This is a genomic window from Bradyrhizobium arachidis (genome assembly GCF_024758505.1).
In the GTDB taxonomy this organism is placed as follows: Bacteria; Pseudomonadota; Alphaproteobacteria; order Rhizobiales; family Xanthobacteraceae; genus Bradyrhizobium; species Bradyrhizobium manausense_C.
This window is the reverse complement of record NZ_CP077970.1, coordinates 2962465-2980029: the sequence shown is the minus strand read 5'-3', so window position 1 is coordinate 2980029 and position 17565 is coordinate 2962465. Positions and strand designations below refer to the sequence as shown.

Annotated in this window: 19 protein-coding genes; 6 read left to right on the top strand and 13 right to left on the bottom strand. The window is 63.3% G+C overall.

From position 1 onward, the window contains the following. Positions 1 to 101: 101 nt before the first annotated feature. The 4 genes from KUF59_RS13245 to KUF59_RS13230 all read right to left on the bottom strand — a co-directional run bounded on the left by KUF59_RS13245 (position 102) and on the right by KUF59_RS13230 (position 3781). Positions 102 to 404 carry a hypothetical protein gene (locus tag KUF59_RS13245; RefSeq protein ID WP_309500975.1) on the bottom strand — a complete coding sequence of 101 codons (303 nt, stop codon included), beginning with the start codon at positions 402 to 404 and terminating at the stop codon, positions 102 to 104. Between the two features lie 643 nt (positions 405 to 1047). After that, positions 1048 to 2034 (bottom strand): peptidyl-alpha-hydroxyglycine alpha-amidating lyase family protein, encoded by a 987-nt coding sequence (locus KUF59_RS13240; protein WP_258769549.1) that lies wholly within the window; start codon positions 2032 to 2034, stop codon positions 1048 to 1050. A gap of 39 nt (positions 2035 to 2073) precedes the next feature. Beyond that, the gene (locus tag KUF59_RS13235; RefSeq protein WP_212457010.1) at positions 2074 to 2745 is read right to left on the bottom strand and encodes a 4-carboxy-4-hydroxy-2-oxoadipate aldolase/oxaloacetate decarboxylase; all 672 of its coding nucleotides are present in this window, start codon (positions 2743 to 2745) and stop codon (positions 2074 to 2076) included. 97 nt (positions 2746 to 2842) lie between these two features. Then, positions 2843 to 3781 carry a LysR substrate-binding domain-containing protein gene (locus tag KUF59_RS13230; protein WP_212457011.1) on the bottom strand — a complete coding sequence of 313 codons (939 nt, stop codon included), beginning with the start codon at positions 3779 to 3781 and terminating at the stop codon, positions 2843 to 2845. Positions 3782 to 4001: 220 nt separating this feature from the next. Between KUF59_RS13230 and KUF59_RS13225 the strand changes: the two genes are divergently transcribed. The 6 genes from KUF59_RS13225 to KUF59_RS13200 are packed head-to-tail and all read left to right on the top strand — an operon-like array spanning position 4002 to position 8691. Further along, positions 4002 to 4760: an SDR family oxidoreductase gene (locus KUF59_RS13225; protein WP_212457012.1), complete on the top strand. Its 759-nt coding sequence runs from the start codon at positions 4002 to 4004 to the stop codon at positions 4758 to 4760. A 47-nt stretch (positions 4761 to 4807) separates the two neighbouring features. Further along, a complete protein-coding gene (gene accB / locus KUF59_RS13220; RefSeq protein ID WP_212457013.1) occupies positions 4808 to 5278 on the top strand; it encodes an acetyl-CoA carboxylase biotin carboxyl carrier protein in 471 nt (156 codons plus the stop codon). Beyond that, the gene (gene accC, locus KUF59_RS13215; RefSeq protein WP_212457014.1) at positions 5278 to 6633 is read left to right on the top strand and encodes an acetyl-CoA carboxylase biotin carboxylase subunit; all 1356 of its coding nucleotides are present in this window, start codon (positions 5278 to 5280) and stop codon (positions 6631 to 6633) included. Before accB ends, accC begins: the two co-directional genes overlap by 1 nt. Beyond that, on the top strand, positions 6630 to 7292 hold the full coding sequence (pxpB, locus tag KUF59_RS13210) for a 5-oxoprolinase subunit PxpB (RefSeq protein WP_212457015.1): 663 nt from the start codon (positions 6630 to 6632) through the stop codon (positions 7290 to 7292). Before accC ends, pxpB (KUF59_RS13210) begins: the two co-directional genes overlap by 4 nt. After that, on the top strand, positions 7289 to 8266 hold the full coding sequence (locus KUF59_RS13205) for a 5-oxoprolinase subunit C family protein (protein WP_212457016.1): 978 nt from the start codon (positions 7289 to 7291) through the stop codon (positions 8264 to 8266). The genes pxpB (KUF59_RS13210) and KUF59_RS13205 overlap by 4 nt, the downstream gene beginning before the upstream one ends. Next, entirely contained in the window at positions 8257 to 8691 is a 435-nt protein-coding gene (locus tag KUF59_RS13200) for an acetyl-CoA carboxylase biotin carboxyl carrier protein (protein WP_212457017.1), read from the top strand. Before KUF59_RS13205 ends, KUF59_RS13200 begins: the two co-directional genes overlap by 10 nt. Here the strand turns inward: KUF59_RS13200 and KUF59_RS13195 are convergent. The 9 genes from KUF59_RS13195 to KUF59_RS13155 all read right to left on the bottom strand — a co-directional run bounded on the left by KUF59_RS13195 (position 8684) and on the right by KUF59_RS13155 (position 17451). After that, the gene (locus KUF59_RS13195) at positions 8684 to 9451 is read right to left on the bottom strand and encodes a LamB/YcsF family protein (protein WP_212457018.1); all 768 of its coding nucleotides are present in this window, start codon (positions 9449 to 9451) and stop codon (positions 8684 to 8686) included. The two genes, KUF59_RS13200 and KUF59_RS13195, sit on opposite strands and share 8 nt — an antisense overlap. A gap of 35 nt (positions 9452 to 9486) precedes the next feature. Further along, positions 9487 to 10464, bottom strand: a complete 978-nt coding sequence (locus KUF59_RS13190; protein WP_212457019.1) for a 5-oxoprolinase subunit C family protein — start codon at positions 10462 to 10464, stop codon at positions 9487 to 9489. After that, the gene (pxpB, locus tag KUF59_RS13185) at positions 10461 to 11162 is read right to left on the bottom strand and encodes a 5-oxoprolinase subunit PxpB (protein WP_212457020.1); all 702 of its coding nucleotides are present in this window, start codon (positions 11160 to 11162) and stop codon (positions 10461 to 10463) included. The genes KUF59_RS13190 and pxpB (KUF59_RS13185) overlap by 4 nt, the downstream gene beginning before the upstream one ends. Before the next feature lie 135 nt (positions 11163 to 11297). Next, positions 11298 to 12392, bottom strand: coding sequence for an ABC transporter ATP-binding protein (locus KUF59_RS13180; protein WP_212457021.1), 1095 nt, complete (start codon positions 12390 to 12392; stop codon positions 11298 to 11300). Positions 12393 to 12402: 10 nt separating this feature from the next. Continuing rightward, complete coding sequence (locus KUF59_RS13175) at positions 12403 to 13467, bottom strand: extracellular solute-binding protein (protein ID WP_249140157.1); 1065 nt, start codon at positions 13465 to 13467, stop codon at positions 12403 to 12405. Positions 13468 to 13495: 28 nt separating this feature from the next. Further along, the gene (locus tag KUF59_RS13170) at positions 13496 to 14299 is read right to left on the bottom strand and encodes an ABC transporter permease (RefSeq protein ID WP_212457023.1); all 804 of its coding nucleotides are present in this window, start codon (positions 14297 to 14299) and stop codon (positions 13496 to 13498) included. Continuing rightward, positions 14299 to 15231 carry an ABC transporter permease gene (locus KUF59_RS13165; protein ID WP_212457024.1) on the bottom strand — a complete coding sequence of 311 codons (933 nt, stop codon included), beginning with the start codon at positions 15229 to 15231 and terminating at the stop codon, positions 14299 to 14301. The genes KUF59_RS13170 and KUF59_RS13165 overlap by 1 nt, the downstream gene beginning before the upstream one ends. A gap of 221 nt (positions 15232 to 15452) precedes the next feature. Further along, a complete protein-coding gene (locus KUF59_RS13160) occupies positions 15453 to 16655 on the bottom strand; it encodes a pyridoxal phosphate-dependent aminotransferase (protein ID WP_212457025.1) in 1203 nt (400 codons plus the stop codon). Next, positions 16648 to 17451, bottom strand: coding sequence for an SDR family oxidoreductase (locus KUF59_RS13155; protein ID WP_212457026.1), 804 nt, complete (start codon positions 17449 to 17451; stop codon positions 16648 to 16650). The genes KUF59_RS13160 and KUF59_RS13155 overlap by 8 nt, the downstream gene beginning before the upstream one ends. Positions 17452 to 17565: the final 114 nt, after the last annotated feature.

The following is a 17565-nucleotide window of genomic DNA, read 5'->3' as shown; positions in this document are numbered from 1 at the left end:
ATGCATGCCTCAAAGAGGTGGAAGGCACACTAAAAATAGAGAGAGATCATTCGAGAGGGGGACACATTCCGATGCCCCCCCTCTGGCGTCAGATGGTCGTATCAACCAGCGATGGCGGTCGCGAAAGCGGTAGTGATAGCGGTGATCCCGGTCGTCAGCGCCGCTCCGATCTGACCACCAGCGCCACCACCGAACACAGCACCCACTGCGCCAACGATACAAACCGCGACGATGATGTACTCGAACGACACCACGCCATCCTGGTCGGCGCGCAAACGCTTAAACGCTTCCTTGCTCTCGATATAATACTTCAACATAGGAGAAACCCCTTCTTTCAAGATGAATTTGCAAGACACCTTGGCAACTTTCAGCGGCTGCGGACGACGACCGACCTGCCACCTCATAAACTCTTTATTAAATATCAACCCTAGTCAATATTTAATATATAATTGTTTTCAAATTAACCCGTTCCGGATGTTTAATTTCGATCCGACAAACCGTGCGGGCTCCACAAGCGGAAGGTAAAAACCTTGCAATATAAGAGTGATAGCCGACTCCATCATCGAATTAACCGTAAACCAAGGCAGAGAGCCGAGAGGCCTACCGGAATAATACGGGGTATCCGGGCGGATGTAATTTGAATACTCGGAAGAGTCCCCTATTGATTAGCGCCGATGTTAAATTCGGCGCGCTAGGCCAGCCCTGTACAGGCGCCCGAAAGCGAGAGGATCTCCGGCACCAGGAAGCGTAGCGAGGAGCCAACGAGAGCAGCTGGTTCGTCGAAATAGCTGCTGTCCGCTTGTCGGAATGGCAGTCGCGAGTGGGATCCAAGCTATTGAAAAGCTTGGTGGGCGCACCAGGGCTCGAACATTGGACCCGCTGATTAAGAGTCAGCCACGGGTTGAGAACAATCAATCACCTGCCCATCGCACCTAGGGCTGATCCGGCGACAAAGGGGGATCCGTCGTACGGTCATTCCACGAGTGTTTACCGCGGGTCTATTGGCGCACCGTTGAGCATCACTCGGCCGTCCCTCGAGGTTCGCCACTAGCAGGGAACGTCCTTCACGCGCTCCAGCTTCTGCAAGCAACGTGTTGTGCGGACCACGGCCGGCATGTCCTCGTCCGGGAAGTTCGTCTTCCAGTCGGTGACGCCGACCTCGCCGATATACATGTCGCCCCGCGAATCCAGGGCGACGCCATGCGGCGCGAGGAATTTGCCGCTCGCTAGTCCCGGGCCATCCTCGCCGCCGAGCCGCGCGATGCGCTTGCCCGTCGCGTCAACGATCGACAGCCGCGGGCCAAGATTGGGCACCTTGCGGTTGACAGCCATGGCGGGGCCGAGTTCGCCGATCACGAAGGTCGGGTTCTTAGCCCCGCCGCAACAGCAGAGCGCGCAGGGCCGGTGCAGGTTGTTCCACTGCGTCTCGTATCTGCCGTTGCCGTCGAACACCTGCACGCGGTGGTTCTCGCGGTCGGCGACATAGACATAGCCGTCGGCGTCAGTCGCGATGTTGTGCACGATGTTGAACTGGCCGGGGTCGGTGCCGGGCTCGCCCCAGCTCGTGATCAGCTTGCCGTCGGGCGTGAACTTGTGCACGCGCGCATTGCCATAACCGTCGGAGACGTAGATCTCGCCTTTCGGCGACAGCGCGGTGTGGGTGCAGCGGTGGAAGGGATCGCCGCTCATGAACGGCGCGGGCTTCTCGGGGATGCCGATCGTCAGCAGTACCTTGCCGTCGGTGGTGCATTTGCGCACGGTGTGGTCGCCGTCGTCGGTACAGTAGAGATTGTCGTCGGCGTCGATGGAAAGGCCGTGCGCGCGCGAGAACAGGCCCTCGCCCCAGCTGCGCAGAAAATTGCCGTCGCGGTCGAGCACCACCATCGGATGGGCGCCGCGGTTGAAGACGTAGATGCGGTCGCGGCTGTCGACCGCGACGGAGGCAACATCGGTGAGCTGCAAACCATCCGGCAGCTTCGCCCAGTTGTCGACGACGCGGTAGCGATGCTCCCCCGAGCCGAGAATGGCTGACACCTGATCTCCCGTCATTGCCCGCTTGCGGCGCGCGACCGCTCAGGCGAAGGTGCAGCCCTTGGACTCCAGCACCTTGCCGATGCCGGAGAGTTCGAGGATGTCGCCGCCGGCCTTGAGCGCCTTCATCACGCCGGCTTCCTTCTCCTCGCGCGCCGCCGACTTGACGCAGACGTCGGCGATGTTCTCCTTCGGCACGATGACGACTCCATCGTCGTCGGCACTCACGATATCGCCGGGGCGGACGGCAATTCCGCCGATGACGATCGGCTGATTGATGTAGCCGAGGGTCTCCTTGACGGTGCCCTTCATGCACAGGCCGTAGGAGAAGACGTTGAAGCCGGTGTCGCGCACCGCCAGACCGTCGCGAACGCCGGCATCGGTGACCAGGCCGACGATGCCCTTGGCAACGCAGGCCGTCGCCAGCACCTCGCCGAAGCCGCCCTGCTCGGGATGATCGCCCGCGCTCACCACGAGCACGTCGCCCGGCTTGGCCAGCGAAATCGCCGTGATCAACATCATGTTGTCGGCCGGATGGCAACTCACCGTCAGCGCCGGCCCGCAGGCGCGCATCCCGGAATAGATCGGCTTGATGCGGGAGGTCAGCGCACCCGATCGCCCCTGAGCCTCGTGAAGAGTGGATGGAGGAAACTGCTTGATGCGCTCGACGAGGTCTGCACCAGGCCGATCGAATGTTCTGACAACGTGAACCATGGTCCCTCCAAGGGTCCGCAATCTGCGCTTCACCTGAGATAGTCGACCGTCTCACATCGGAGAATTTCAGATTTTAGGATTGCCACATCGTGTTTCGTTATGGCTCGTCCTTCGGGACATTCAGCGGCGACGCAGCGATGGCGGCCGAACCGGGGGGACAATCGAACTGCCCCCAGGTCTTGACGATGATCTCGAGCAATATCTTGTAAACAGCGAATGCGGCGTCGGACAAGGCAGCGTTATCGGAAATGCATAGCGACATCTGCTGCGAGGCCGACGGCGCATCGATCCGCCGAATGCAGAGCTCGTCGAGGTTCGGCAACTCCTTTGCGATCGACATGGGCAGCACGGCCGCCCCCACTCCGGCTGCAATCGCCGAAGAGAGGGTCGATTGGGAATGGATCTCGGCGACGATGCGCGGGCGGAGCCCCACCTCCGCGCAGACCCGCTCGACCGTCTGTCGCAGGAAGGATTCCCGATATGGGAGAAGCAGGTCGAATTGCGCGACCTCCGCCGCCGAAACTTCCTCCGGAGGCATCTGCTCCGGATACATGCTGCGGGGTGCGACAAGGTAAAAGTATTCGCGCATCAGCGGCTTGTAATCGAGACCGGTCACCGGGCGCTCGCCGTAGAGGACAGCCATATCCATGCTCCCCTTCAGCATCATTTCGCTGAGCATGATCCCGGAGCTGTCGTAAATGTGCGGCACGATGCCGGGAAAGCGTTCACGGACCTGCATCAGCAGCGGCGTCGCGAGCAATGCCGCTGAGCTGAGTGGGGCCAGGCCGATCGTGACGTTGCCGGTCAACTCCGGCTTGTTGTCCAGAATGGTGCGCCTGGCCTCCTCGATCTGCCGCTGGATCGACTTGGCATAGCGATAGAGGATTCGTCCGGCCTCGGTGGGCTTGACCCCGCGGGCGCTGCGGTCGAGCAGCTTGCATTTGAAATCAGCCTCCAGGCTCGCAATGTGCTGGCTCAGGGCCGGCTGCGCGACATTCAGCACCTTCGCCGCGCTCGTCATGCTGCCGAGATCCACGACCTTGATGAAAGCCTCCAAACGTTTGGTGTCCAATACGGAGCCTCCGGATATCCAGGCAGAGAGCAATCCAACAGCGATAGGCTGAAGCTATGGGATCAGAAGGAAACGTTCTTACCATCTGGAACCCGGAGGGCCTATAGGTAGCTATGAACACGTCCGCCGCTCGCATCGCAGCCGACGCCCTTGGAGGTCGGACGGTAGCAGAGGAGCCCTTTGGATGGGATTTTCGGACTATCGAACGGCGCTGGTGACGGGCGCGTCCTCGGGGATCGGGGCTGCGACGGTTCGCCGCCTGAGCGCGGAAGGGCTCCAAGTTTACGCCGTGGCACGCGACGCCGCTCGCCTGAGCGCTTTATCCGCGGAGACCGGATGCCACGCCTGCGCTGTGGATATCAGCGACCTCGACGCGCTCGCGGCCCTGGCGAAGTCGGCCGAGTTCGACGTCCTGGTCAACAATGCCGGCCAGTCCCGGCGCGGCAATATCCTGGACACGACGCCGGAGGATGTCGATGCGCTCATCGACGTCAATCTGCGCGCGGTGCTGCATCTGACGCGGCTGATCGTGCCGGGCATGGCGCGCCGCGACCTTGGCCATGTCGTCAACATCTCCTCCATCGCCGGCCACTACGCGTTTGGCGGCGGAAACACCGTGTATCATGCCACCAAAGCGGGCATTCATTCGTTGTCGCAGCAATTGCGCGTTGACCTCTACGGAACCAGGGTTCGCGTCACCGAGATATCGCCGGCCCGGGTCGAGACGGAGGTGTTCGGACGGCTGCTGGGTGATCTGGCCGAAGCCAAGCGCCGCTTCTTCGACGACTATGATTCACTCCAGCCCGAGGACATCGCCAATTCGATCGCATTCGCGGTTGGATCGCCGGCGCGCATGAATGTCGCCTTCCTCGAAGTCCTGCCGACCCAGCAAGTCGTCGGCGGGCTCAATTTCGCACAGAAGAGCCGGCCGCCGGCAGAGTGACGCATGAGCGCCCCGAATCCGACAGGCCGTCAACGCGGAGCGTGACCGTGGACCTCCCCAAGATCGAACAACTCGTGGATCTGGTTGCGCGCTCTTCCATCGCGGAGCTGGATCTCACGCAGGACGGAACCCGCATTCGCATCCTCAAGCGTGCGTCTGCGGCAGCGCCCCCGGTCCCGGCACAGCCTTCAAGCAGGGACAGCACGCAGGCCCCCGCCCCCGATCGCCAGGAGAGGCCCGCTCACGAAGCGACCGCCTCGGCCACCGCGGACGTTGTCGTGCCCGCGCCGATGCATGGCGTTTTCTACCGGTCTGCGGCGCCGGACGAGCCGCCGCTGGTCGAGGTCGGCGCGAGGATCGAGGCCGGGCAGAAGATATGCATCATCGAGGCGATGAAGACCTTCATCGATATCGCCGCCGAGGTGCCGGGTGTCGTGCTTGCAGTCCTCGCGGAGAACGGTGACGAGATCGAAGCGGGGCAAGCCCTGTTCCGGATCGGTCCTGCGGGATCATCCTGATGTTCGACAAGGTCCTGATCGCCAACCGCGGCGAGATCGCGCTTCGCATCCAGCGCGCCTGTCGGGCCATGGGTCTCAAGACGGTCGTCATTCACTCGGAGGCGGATAACGAGGCGCGCTATGTCGCGCTTGCCGATCAGGCGCTCTGCATCGGGCCGGCGCCGGCGAGCAGCACCTATCTCAACGTGGCGGCGATCCTGCTCGCGGCCGAGGTCAGCGGCGCCCAGGCGATCCACCCGGGTTACGGGTTTCTCTCGGAGAGTGCAGAGTTCGCCGAACGGGTCGCAGGCGCCGGTCTCACCTTCATCGGCCCTCCCGCGGAGTGTATCCGGACCATGGGCGACAAGGTCGCGGCCAAACGCGCGATGCGGATGGCAGGCGTGCCCTGCGTGCCCGGGCCGGACAGCGCCCTGCCGGATGATCCGGCGGAAGTGCGCACGATCGCGCGAGACATCGGATATCCTGTTATCATCAAGGCCGCCGGTGGCGGCGGCGGGCGCGGCATGCGGATCGTGCGCAACGAAGGCGCACTGGACGAGGCGCTTGCGCTGACCCGCGCGGAAGCGAGCAAGGCCTTCAGGAACGCTGCGGTCTACATCGAGAAATTCCTCGAAAAGCCCCGCCATATCGAGATTCAGGTGCTGTGCGATCAGCACGACAATCATCTCTGGCTCGGCGACCGCGACTGCTCGCTCCAGCGCAGGAACCAGAAGGTCGTCGAGGAAGCTCCCGCGCCCGGCATCGACCGCGCGCTGATCGAGCGGGTGGGCGCAAGCTGCGTCGAAGCCTGCCGGCGGATCGGCTATCGCGGCGCCGGCACCTTCGAATTCCTCTACGAGGACGGGCAATTCTTCTTCATCGAGATGAACACGCGCGTCCAGGTGGAGCATCCCGTCACCGAGATGACGACGGGGATCGACATCGTCAAGGAACAGATTTGCATCGCCCGGGGCGATGCGCTGGGGATCGCGCAAGGCGACATTGCGCGTGTCGGCCATGCGGTCGAGTTCCGCATCAACGCCGAAGACCCCACCAGCTTCGCGCCCTCTCCCGGCACCGTGACGCGCTGGGACCTGCCGGGTGGTATCGGCATCCGCGTCGATTCGCATATCACTGCCGGCGCGAACATTCCCCGTCACTATGACTCACTGATCGGCAAGCTCATCGCCTATGGCGGCACCCGCGACGAGGCTCTGGCCCGCGCACGCGTTGCCTTGTCCGAATTGCGTGCCGAAGGCGTCCGAACCAATGTGCCGCTGCATCAGGCGATCCTGGCAGATCCGACGTTCTGCCGCGGCGGCTACGACATCCATCATCTCGAACACTGGATGAATGCGGGGGTGGCCGCGCAATGACGGCGCCGGACCGGCCGCGGATCAGCCTGCTCGGGACATCAGCCCTCCTGTTCGAGGCGCCAGGCGCGTTCGACCTGCCGCATCAGCGGCGCATCTGGGCGTTGGCGGCCACCGCATCGAAATGGCCTGATATTCGCGAGGCCATCCCCGGCATCACCAATTTGATGCTGACCTTCGAGACGCCTCCCCGCGAGCTGGACACCCTGGTCGCCGCCCTCAACGACGGCTGGGACGAGGCGGAAAGCCTTGCGATCGGTGGCCGCGAAATCAGGCTGCCCGTCACCTACGGCGGCGAGATTGGATCGTCGCTTCAGTCGGTCGCCGATCATTGCGGCCTGTCCGTCGACGACGTGGTGTCGATCCACGCCGCGCCGCTCTACACCGTGTTCGCGCTCGGGAGCCATCCCGGCTACTGCTACCTCGGCGGCATGGACCCGCGCATCACCATGCCGCGGCGCCAGACGCCGTTGCAGCGCTCCGCGGGCGGCTCAGTGTCGATCGGCGGATCGCAGACCGGCGTCTCCGCCTCGCCCGGCCCCAGCGGCTGGCACGCCATCGGACATACGAGCTGGACGTTCTTCGACCCGTCCTGGCCCACGCCGGCCGCGCTCGCGCCGGGCGATACGATCCGTTTCGAGATCGAACGGGTGATCCGGTGATCGAGATCCTGTCAGTCACAGGTCCCGCCAGCGTCCAGGATCTCGGCCGCTTCGACCAGTATCGCTCCGGGGTCGGCACGTCGGGTGCGATGGACGACGTCGCCCTGCGCGCCGGCAACATCGTTCTCGGCAACAACGAGAACGCCGCCGGCGTCGAAATCCCGATGATGCCGTTCCGCCTCCGGTTCGGTCGCGACATGGCCTTTGCGCTCACCGGCGCCGGTATCGAGGCCGAGATCGCAGGACGCGCAATCCCGCCATGGTGGCGGTTGCACGCCCGCGCGGGAGATATCTTGAACATCAGGGCGATGTCCCACGGCGCACGAAGCTATCTGACCGTCGGCGGCGGCATCGACGTGCCCATGGTGCTGGGCTCGCGCAGCACGCAGTTTCGCGGCGAATTCGGCGGCTTGCACGGACGGCCGCTCCAGCCCGGCGACATCCTGCCCTGCGCCGCGTCTACCGCGACCATCGGCGAACTCGGAGTCGAACCGGCCGAGATCACCCTGGCGCGGTCGAACGCTACCGCGGACGAGACCATCGTGAGGGTCGTAATCGCCGGCGAATATGACGGGTTCGATGCCGCCACGCAGGCGCTGTTCTGGTCCAGCAGGTGGAAGATCACGCCGCAAAGCAACCGCTATGGCTACCGCCTGCAAGGCCCCGCCGTGAAGCCGAAGGCGCCGATCGAGAAGCGCTCGCACGGCATCGTCCCCGGCGTCATCCAGATCCCGCCGAATGGACAGCCCATCATCCAGATGCGCGACGCGCAGACGTCCGGCGGCTATCCGAAGATCGCGACCGTGATCCGGGCCGACCTGTGGCGCGTCGGGCAGGCGCGGCTCGGCGGAAAGCTGCGGTTCGAGCAAACCGCCTACGCCGATGCGCTTGCAGCCGAGGACGAGATGTCGGCCTATCTCGATCGGCTAAGGACCAACGTGCGTCTTGTCGAGGAGATCCGAACATGCCGATAGAGATGACCGATATCACGCGTCTGGCGCAGATCCTCGAAAGGTCCGGCGTCGACGCGATCGAGATCGAGGAGCCGGGACTGTCCCTGAAGCTCGTCGTGGACAGGGGCGCCCGAATGGCTGCATCTGCAACGCTTGCCGCCGCGACCGCCCCTCCCAGAGATCACGCCGTCGTTGCGAAAGCCGATGTTGCAGGACATTTCCTTGCGGCTCATCCCTGGCGGGACCAGCCGTTCGTCGCGCCCGGCCAGCGCGTCGAGGCCGGCGCGATCGTCGGCCTGGTCCAGATTGGATTATTGTATGCACCCATCGTTGCGCCGGCTGCCGGCACCGTCGATGCCGTGATCGCGGAGACCGGCGCCACCGTCGGCTACGGCACACCGATTGTGCGCATCCGCCCGCAGGCCGAGAGCAGCCCGATCAATTGAGCAAAACGGTTGCGGGCGTGACTTCGCCGCCGCCCTGCTCGATCACGCGGCGCACCGTGCCGGCGAGATTGACCGATCCAGGCGTGTCGCTGTGGATCAGGATGGAGCGTGCCTCGACCTTGATCGATTTGCCCTCGATGGTCTTCACCGTTCCGCTGTCCAGAAAGCGCTTGACCCGCTCGGCCACGGCCTCCGAAGAGGTAATGACGGAGTTCGGAAGCTTACGGGACACCAGATGGGCGTTCTCGTCATAGGCACGATCGGCCAGGAACAGCGTCAGGACGCGCAGGCCGACCTTGCGCGCGGCGCGCACGATCTCGGCGTCGGGCTGCGAGAAAACAATGAAATCGCGATTGATGGTCGCAATGGCGCGGGCGACGACGTCGGCCATGTCGGGATCCGCATTCACCATATTGCCCATCGCGGCATGGAAGCTGACATGGGTCACGCGGTGGCCGGCATTGGCCGCGATCGCCTGCAAGGCGCCGATCTGATAGACCATGTGCTTCTCGAGTTCGGCGGCATCCATCTGGATCACGCGGCGGCCAAATCCGAGCAGATCGGGCAGGCCCGGATGGGCGCCGACCTCGACTCCCTTCTGCTTCGCCAAGCGGACCATACGATCCATGATGATGGGATCACCGGCATGGAAGCCGCACGCCACGTTGGCGGACGAGATGATACTCATCAGCGCCTCGTCATCGCAGATGCGATAATTGCCAAAACCTTCGCCCATGTCTGAATTGATGCCGATTTTCATGTTCGCACCCTGCTCTTGTTCTTGTTCACGTCCACTCAAAGCGCTCGATAGAGGTCCGCGGTCGCTCGCAACTTCGCGAGATAGTCGTTGACGGGAGCCATGGCCGCGACCGCGGCCTGGTAGCTCACCTCGCTGAAGGCGATGAATGACCCCGGCGGCGCCTGACCGAGGCGCCAGAGATCGGCCTCGATCACGGCGGCCATCTTCGGATAACCGCCTGCCGTATTGGCATCGCTCATCTGGATGATCGGCTCGCCGGCCGGCGGCACCTGCACGACGCCGGCCACGACGCCATGCGAGCGCATCTCGACCGGTGCGTCCAATGTCAGGTTGCCGCCGGTGAGGCGGTAGCCGCCCCGATCGCTCCGGGCACTGATCTTCCATGTGGTGGACCAGAACGTTGTCTGCATCGCCTCCGAAAACAGATCATACTCGCCGGCCCGCATCACGCGTATCCGCAGCACACGGTCTTCCGCTGAAGCAGCGCCCGCGATCGCGACATCCGGCGGCGCGACGCCGAAGTCGAAGCGCCCGTCGCTCTTGCCCTGCGTGCTCCCGATCGGCACGACATCGCCCGCCTGCAAGGTACGTCCATCGAACCCACCGAAGCCGGCGCGCAGATGCGTACTGCGCGAGCCAAGCACGCGCGGAACATCGATGCCGCCGCCGAACGTCGCGTAGACGCGCGCACCGCGCCGGGGAGTCTCGATCGCGAGAATGTCGCCCGCCTTCGCCCGTGTGCACCACCACGGCCGAACGGATGATCCCGCCAGTGTCGACTCGTGATCGGCGCCTGTGAGCGCGAACGCGGTGTCGGACAAAAAGCGCAGGCGGAAGGGAAACGTCTGGATTTCGATGCCGGCGGCATCGCGATCGTTCGCGAGCAGCGCATTGCCGGCTTCGAGCGCGACGGGATCCATGGCACCGGACATGCTCACACCGAGGTGACGCGCGCCACGTCGGCCATGATCCTGAACGGTATTGAACGCGTGGCTGGTCAGGATCTCGATCACAGCTCGATCCGATCGATCCTGAACCTGACACGGTCACCCGGCAGCATGAGAGACGGCTGTGCTCGTTGCGGATCGAACGACGTAACCGAGGCCCAGCCGATCGCATTCCACCCGTTCGGACTGGTCAGGACCGCGACACCGGTCTGCATCCCGCCAATGGTGACCGATCCCGCAATCATGTTCAGCGAGGGTACGGACTTTCGGGGCATGTAGATGCGCGGATCGAGACCATGGAGGTAGCCGAACCCCGGCGAGCTCGCGACCGCGCAGACCGTATATTCGCCGTCGCTGTGAATCCTGATCACGTCGCGTTCGGACAATCCCACGCGCGTAGCGACCGCAGGCAAATCGAACCCGTGCTCGCCACCGTAGACGACGGGAATCTCGATCATCTTGCCGTCCGCCTTGCGGCTCGGCAGGCGATGCCACAACTCGACGATCGAAGCGCTGACCACTCCGATATCGTCGGGCGGCTGCTCGAAGACCAGCATCACATTGGTGACGCCAATGACAGCTTCCTCGACATTCGGCCAGGACGACAGCACATCGGCCAGAGCCCAGACGCGTCCCTGCTGAACCAGATCAAAGTCGCCCGGCGCCTCGATCAGCATCGCCAGCGTGCCGATCAGGCTGATCTTCGGGCTTTTCTCTATCGCGCCGACAAAGGGTGCAGCGGGGTGATTGATCGACAAGGACATCTCGCAATTCGACGTGCAGGTCACGACGCGGCCGCCGCCCAAAGCTAGCCAAACAGCCGAGCTCGATCCAAGACGATGTTCATCTGCGGGTATAAGCGATGTCGATCGCTTCCCATGAGTTACGCGGCTCGCATTTCAATGACGAGCGATAACGTGATTGCTGGGAGACTCCCACCGCGCGATGACCTCCTCGCCCACCGCGTATCGAAGTCCCGCGTGCTGCGATTGATTTTGCTCGAACACGATGATCTGTCCGCCACTCGGCGTCTTGAGGTAGTAGTGGCTGACGAATCCGCGATAGATCGCCTGGTCGACGCGCGCCATCACGCTGTTCGCGCGTTGGGCCGCCGGATTCTGCCCGGCCCTCTCGACCACGATCGCCTCGGGCCTGATCGAGACCATCACGTCGTTCGCCGACGGCGGTATCCGGTCAACCTGAAGGCTCAACTCGGGCGAGACACGAATGACCGCTCCGCTGCCGTTGCGCTGCTCGACGGGGCCCTCGAACAGATTTGAGGCACCGATGAACTGCGCAACGAACTTCGAGGCCGGCCGCTGGTAGATCTCAGTGGCCGAGCCGACCTGCTCGAGCTTGCCATCGCGCATCACCACGATCTTGTCCGCCATGGTCAGGGCTTCGTCCTGATCGTGGGTCACCATGATGGTGGTCAGGCCGAGCCTGCGCTGAAGGGCGCGCAGCTCGACCTGCATGCTTTCGCGGAGTCCCTTGTCCAGCGCTCCCAGCGGCTCGTCGAGCAGCAGCATCGCCGGCTCGATCACCAGGGCCCGCCCCAGTGCGACGCGCTGTTGCTGGCCGCCCGAGAGCTGCGACGGATAGCGCTTTCCGAAGCTGGACAACTGGACGAGATTGAGGGCTTCGCTCACCTTCCTTGCCGCATCCGCCTTGGCTATCCCGCGCATCTCGAGGCCAAATGCGATGTTCTCCTCGACGGTCAGATGAGGAAACAGCGCGTAGTTCTGGAACAGCATCCCGACGTTGCGCCGATGTACCGGAACGTCGGTCATCCTCTTGTCGTTCACGAAGACATCGCCGGATGTCGGACGGATCAGCCCCGCGATCATGCGGAGGCATGTCGTCTTGCCGCATCCGCTCGGACCGAGCAGCGCGACCATGTGACCCGGCTCGATCGCGAGCGACACCTCGTCGACCGCGACCATGCGGGTGTAGTTCTTGCTGAGGCGATCGAGCCTGACTTCGGAAGACTTCATGGCAGCCTGCTCAGCTTGTGAACACCTGATTATAACGCTCCAGCCACGGCCCGCGGCGCGGAACGATGAACTTCCAGTCCGGCGTGAACAGCCCGAGATCGGTCGCCTTGGTGTCCGGATAGGCAAGGAACTTGGCCGTTTCCGGCTTGAAGTCGATGCCGCCGACCGAGGGCGCGCTGAGCGTCTGCTCGGACAGCATCTTGGCGACCGATGGCTCCAGAATGCGGTTGATCAGGGCACACGCGAGCTCGGGCTCGGGCGCATTCTTGACCAGAGTCATGCTGTTGATGCCGGTGAACGCGCCTTCCTTGGGGAAGGTCATGTCGATCGGCATGCCCTTGGCCGTGTGCGGATAGATCGCCTTGGAATATTCGATGCCGCCGATCGTCGCCTGGCCCTGGGCCACCTGCAGCACCTGCGCCTCGCTGTCGTAAATCGTCAGGACGTTGGGCTTGAGCGCAGCGAGCTTGTCCCAGCCGCTATCGACGAGGTATTGCGCCTCCTTCAGTGGCTTGCCCGTCGTGAGCGCCGTCGCCACGATGAGCATCAGCACGCTCTGGGTGTTCTTGGGCGTATTCAGCAGGATCTGCTTGCGATATTTTGCCTCGAAGATCTGCTCATAGCTCTCGAGCGGCTTCGTCACCTGCGGATTGATGAACATGGCCGCGCTGGAGATCGAGAAGCCGACGCCATAGCCGTCCTCGAAGAGATAGCGCGGATAGACCTTCGCGAGATTGGGAATTTTGGCCGCGTCGAGCTTGTCGATCAGCCCTTCCTGCTTGGCCTGGGGGATGCCGACGTCATCCATCATCATCATGCTGAAGCGCGGCGTATCGCGGGTCGCGCGCAGCGCGGCGATGTTGGAGAGCGTCGCGCCTTCGATCGTGAAGACGCGGCATTTGAACTCGGCCTCGAACTTGGGAATGACCTCCTTCTGGACCAGTTTGCCGAGCGCCGAGTTGTAGACGCCGACATGCAGTTGCTTGGCGTCCTGCGCCCACGAACGGCTGATGATCGTCGGGAAGGCAACCGCGGATGCACCGGCTTTAATGAGAGTCCTACGTGTCAGGTTCATGATTTCAATCTCCATCTACCAATGCACATCAGGCGGCCAACGCGCGGCGAAGGCCCACCAGCTTCTCCAGCAACAGGACGCCAACCATCGCCATGAGGATGATGATGGTCGACATCGCAGGCACGGAAGGGTCAAAGACGTTGACCAGTTGCCGCATCAGGACGAGCGGCACGGGCGAGTATTCCGAGTTCGCCAGCCACATCGTGACCGGGTAATTGTCAAACGACACCATGAAGGCGAACAGGCCGCCGGCGGCGACGCCGGAGGCGATCTGCGGCAGCGTCACACGCCAGAAGGTCGTGAGCCGGTTCGCCCCGAGCGTGCGCGCGGCATCCTCCAGATTCTCGTCCACGAGCTGAAGGCTGGTGACGACCGTGCGGATGACATAGGGCGATGTCACGACCACGTGCCCGATCAGGAGATTGAGCCGCGCATCCTGGGAACCAAGCTTGGTCAGGACCTGAAGCAGCGCCAGACCTGTTATCAGTGCCGGGAAGATCAGTGGCGAGAGCAAGAACCCCTTGATCGCCGCCAGACCGAAGAAGTTGCCGCGTACCAGCGCAAAGGCGGCGGGCACGCCGAGCAGCAGCGATCCCGCCGTCGTGCCGAGCGCAAGCAGGATGCTCAGTCTCATCGCCTCGAGGAAGTCGCGGTCCTGGAGAACCTTGGCATACCATTTCAGCGTGAACCCTTGCGGAGGAAACGTCACGAAATAGGAATCGGAGACCGACACGGCCATGACGAGGAGAAGCGGCGCCAGGATGAACACCATCATGCCGGCGGTGATCGTGGAGAGGATGAAGGCGCCGAAGCCGGAAAATCGCTCGTCCATCACTCGGGCCTCCTGAGACGCCGACCTTCCAGCAGCCACATCGAGACGCCATTGATGGCGAGGACGAGGCCGACGAGAACGACGGCAATCGCGGCGCCAAACGGCCAGTCGTAGACGACGAAGATCTGCTGCTCGATCAGGTTACCGAGCATGACCGCCGAGGCGCCGCCCAGGATCGCGGGAATGACGAAGGAGCCGGCGGTGAGCGAAAATACCAGGGTAAAGCCCGCCACGAAGCCGGGCATGCTCAATGGGAGCGTCACCCGGAGGAACACCCTCCACCATGGCGCGCCGAGCATTCGGGCCGCGTCTTCGAGGTTGGGATCGATCTTGCCGAGCGCTGACGCCAGCGGCAGAACCATCATCGGGAAGAACACGTGCAGCGACCCAATGACGACGGCCGCTTCGGTGTACAGAACCGACAAGGGCGCGTCGACGACATGCAGCGTCATGAGGATCCAGTTCAACATCCCCTTCGGACCATTCTGAAGGATCAGCTGCCATCCATATCCGCGCACGACCACACTGACGATCAAGGGCGCAATGACGATCAGCGTAATGATCCGCGTGATCATCGGACGGCTCTTGACCATCACCAGCGCGACCGGATAGGCGAGTACCGTCGCGAGCACCGAGGTGATGATGCTGATCCGCAGCGTCGTCCAAAGCACGCGCGCGTAAAGCTCGACGTTGATCAGACGTGTGTAGTGCGCAAGCGTGAACGGGCGCCCGATGATACCGCGACTGTCCTGCGTCTGGATACTCGAAAGCAACAGCTGGATCGCTGGATAAAAGAAGAAGTACGCGAGGAATGCCAGCATCGGGACGGCCAGGAGCCCGACCGGCAAAGCCAGACGCCAGCGCGATCCCCACCGGGCCGCCGGTGGAGCCTGGGCACCCAAAACCGCCACCGCATCCTCGCTGGTGGTCATCGCTGGCCGTCCTCGACTGCGCGATACCAAGGCCTACCCCTCTTTCCACGAAGCTTATGCGTCGGCATCCTACAGGACCAAGAACATCTTCGTTTAGGGGCATTACGAACGGTTATGACAATGGGTTCGGCATACTGCTCCGATCTTGATCGACGAACGCCGCTGGCTGCATCTATCGTCCTCCGCCAGGGCCAAGCCCTCCCCTGACATCTCGATGCCCGTCAGCGCAGGCTTTCGCAGAAGCTCGCGATGCGCCGGCAGCCTTCCCTCAGCGATTCGGTATCGGTCGCGTAGGAAATGCGAAAGTACGGGCTCATGCCGTAGGCGCCGCCGGGCACGGCGGCGACATGCTGCTCTTCCAGCAGCGCCGAAATGAAGTCGGCATCGGTCTCCAGCCGCCGCCCGGCTTTTGTGGTCTTACCGATGCAACCGGCGATGTTCGGAAACACGTAGAATGCCCCCTGGGGCTTGTGACAAGTGATGCCGGGGATCTGATTGAGGAGCTTGACCACCAGATCGCGCCGATCGCGATAGATGTCCGCGCGTTCCTTCAGGAACTCTTGCGGGCCGTCCAGGACCGCGACGGCCGCCGCCTGGCTCAGGGTACAGATTCCGCCGGTCGCCTGACCGTGGACATTGTTCATGGCGGCGATCAGGTCCTTTGGGCCACCGCAATAGCCGACCCGCCAGCCCGTCATGGCGTACGCCTTGGACGCGCCATTGACGGTCACGACGCGATTCTTCAGCCTCGGCTCAACCTCCGCGATGGTGCAGAACTCGAACCCGTCATAGGTGAGGTGTTCATAGATGTCGTCGGTGAGGATCCAGACGTCGGGATATTTCAGCATGACGTCGGCGATCGCGCGCATCTCCTCGCGCGTGCATGCCGCGCCGGTCGGATTGTTGGGAAAATTCAGGATCAGCCACTTCGTTCTGGGCGTGATCGCCGCTTCCAGGTCCGCCGGGCGGAGCTTGAACTGGTTGTTCTCCGGGCACGGCACGGCAATAGGCGTCGCCTCGGCAAGGAGCACGATGTCCGCGTAGGTGATCCAGCCGGGCGCTGGAATGACCACCTCGTCGCCGGGATTGCAGGTGGCAAACAGCGCGTTGAAGATGATTTGCTTGCCGCCATTGGCGATCAGGATCTCGTCGAGGGCGTAGTCGAGATTGTTCTCGCGCTTGAACTTGCGCTGGACCGCGGTCCTGAGCGCGACGGTCCCAGGCTGCGCCGGATATTTGGTGTCGCCGGCAAGAGCCGCCCGATGCGCGGCATCGATCGCATGCGGCGGCGTCGGAAAGTCGGGCTCCCCGGACGACAGGCCGACGATCTTGACGCCCGCGTCACGGAGCTCGCGCGCCTTGTCCGTCATCGCCGCCGAGGCCGACACCTTCACGGTCTTGAGGCGGTTTGCGAGGTCAGGCATTGTCAGCTCCACTTCTCATTTCTTTCAATCGCGCGGCCTCGAATCGCCTCGCGAATCGCAGTTCGCCGACGACCTGAAACGTGGGTACGACCTCGATCATCGCGACGTTCGTCCGCGCCGGCGCCCCCACCGCGAACGCGATGGCATCCGCGATGTCTTCGGGCTGGAGCGTCTCGAACGCCCCAACGAAGCGGGCATCCGGATTGTCGGCGGCGTTCTGGTTCTGAAAGATGCTCGTCGCCACGCGTCCGGGCGATACTTCGGTGACGCGAACGCGGGTCCCGTAGAGATCGACACGTAACTGCTGCGACAGCGAGTGAATGCCCGCCTTCGTTGCGTGATAGGCCACGGATGAGTTGAATGTCGTCGCATTCTCACCGAAGGCATAATGGCCGGCGATCGACGAGACATTGACCACGTGACCGCAATTGCGCCTCGCCATGCCTGGCGCGATCAGCCGCGTCAGGTGCAGGACCGCGCGCAGGTTGACGTCGACCAGCGTATCGACATCATCAGGCGCAGTATCCAGGATATTGCCGCGCCGCGACTGGCCTGCATTGTTGATGAGAACGTCGAACTCGGCCGAGCTCGCAAGTCGCATCAAGGCGTCGAGATCGTTCACATCGACGGCACATGCGTGGCATCCGGTCTCGGCCGACAGGCTTGCTAGCCGGCGAACGTCGCGCGCCAGCGCGTGAACCTCGAGCCCCTCGGCGCGGAGGCGCCGAACCGTCGCAGCCCCGATACCCGAGGATGCGCCCGTCACCAACGCCGTTCGATAGTCCGAAAATCCCATCCGCGGGCTCTCTTGCGGTCAAGCGGAGCGGCGGAAAGCTACGTGCACAGGTGGACGCACGCATAGAGCGGATTTGTTCTGCCCTCATAAGGACATCCAATATCCCGGCCGGAG

Coding starts and splice junctions, on each gene's coding strand:
- KUF59_RS13165 (WP_212457024.1), bottom strand. CDS start 15,231: ATGACCACCAGCGAGGATGCGGTGGCGGTTTTGGGTGCCCAGGCTCCA.
- KUF59_RS13245 (WP_309500975.1), bottom strand. CDS start 404: ATGAGGTGGCAGGTCGGTCGTCGTCCGCAGCCGCTGAAAGTTGCCAAG.
- KUF59_RS13170 (WP_212457023.1), bottom strand. CDS start 14,299: ATGGACGAGCGATTTTCCGGCTTCGGCGCCTTCATCCTCTCCACGATC.
- KUF59_RS13235 (WP_212457010.1), bottom strand. CDS start 2,745: ATGGTTCACGTTGTCAGAACATTCGATCGGCCTGGTGCAGACCTCGTC.
- KUF59_RS13175 (WP_249140157.1), bottom strand. CDS start 13,467: ATGAACCTGACACGTAGGACTCTCATTAAAGCCGGTGCATCCGCGGTT.
- accC (WP_212457014.1), top strand. CDS start 5,278: ATGTTCGACAAGGTCCTGATCGCCAACCGCGGCGAGATCGCGCTTCGC.
- KUF59_RS13180 (WP_212457021.1), bottom strand. CDS start 12,392: ATGAAGTCTTCCGAAGTCAGGCTCGATCGCCTCAGCAAGAACTACACC.
- pxpB (WP_212457015.1), top strand. CDS start 6,630: ATGACGGCGCCGGACCGGCCGCGGATCAGCCTGCTCGGGACATCAGCC.
- pxpB (WP_212457020.1), bottom strand. CDS start 11,162: ATGTCCTTGTCGATCAATCACCCCGCTGCACCCTTTGTCGGCGCGATA.
- KUF59_RS13155 (WP_212457026.1), bottom strand. CDS start 17,451: ATGGGATTTTCGGACTATCGAACGGCGTTGGTGACGGGCGCATCCTCG.
- KUF59_RS13225 (WP_212457012.1), top strand. CDS start 4,002: ATGGGATTTTCGGACTATCGAACGGCGCTGGTGACGGGCGCGTCCTCG.
- KUF59_RS13160 (WP_212457025.1), bottom strand. CDS start 16,655: ATGCCTGACCTCGCAAACCGCCTCAAGACCGTGAAGGTGTCGGCCTCG.
- KUF59_RS13195 (WP_212457018.1), bottom strand. CDS start 9,451: ATGAAAATCGGCATCAATTCAGACATGGGCGAAGGTTTTGGCAATTAT.
- KUF59_RS13200 (WP_212457017.1), top strand. CDS start 8,257: ATGCCGATAGAGATGACCGATATCACGCGTCTGGCGCAGATCCTCGAA.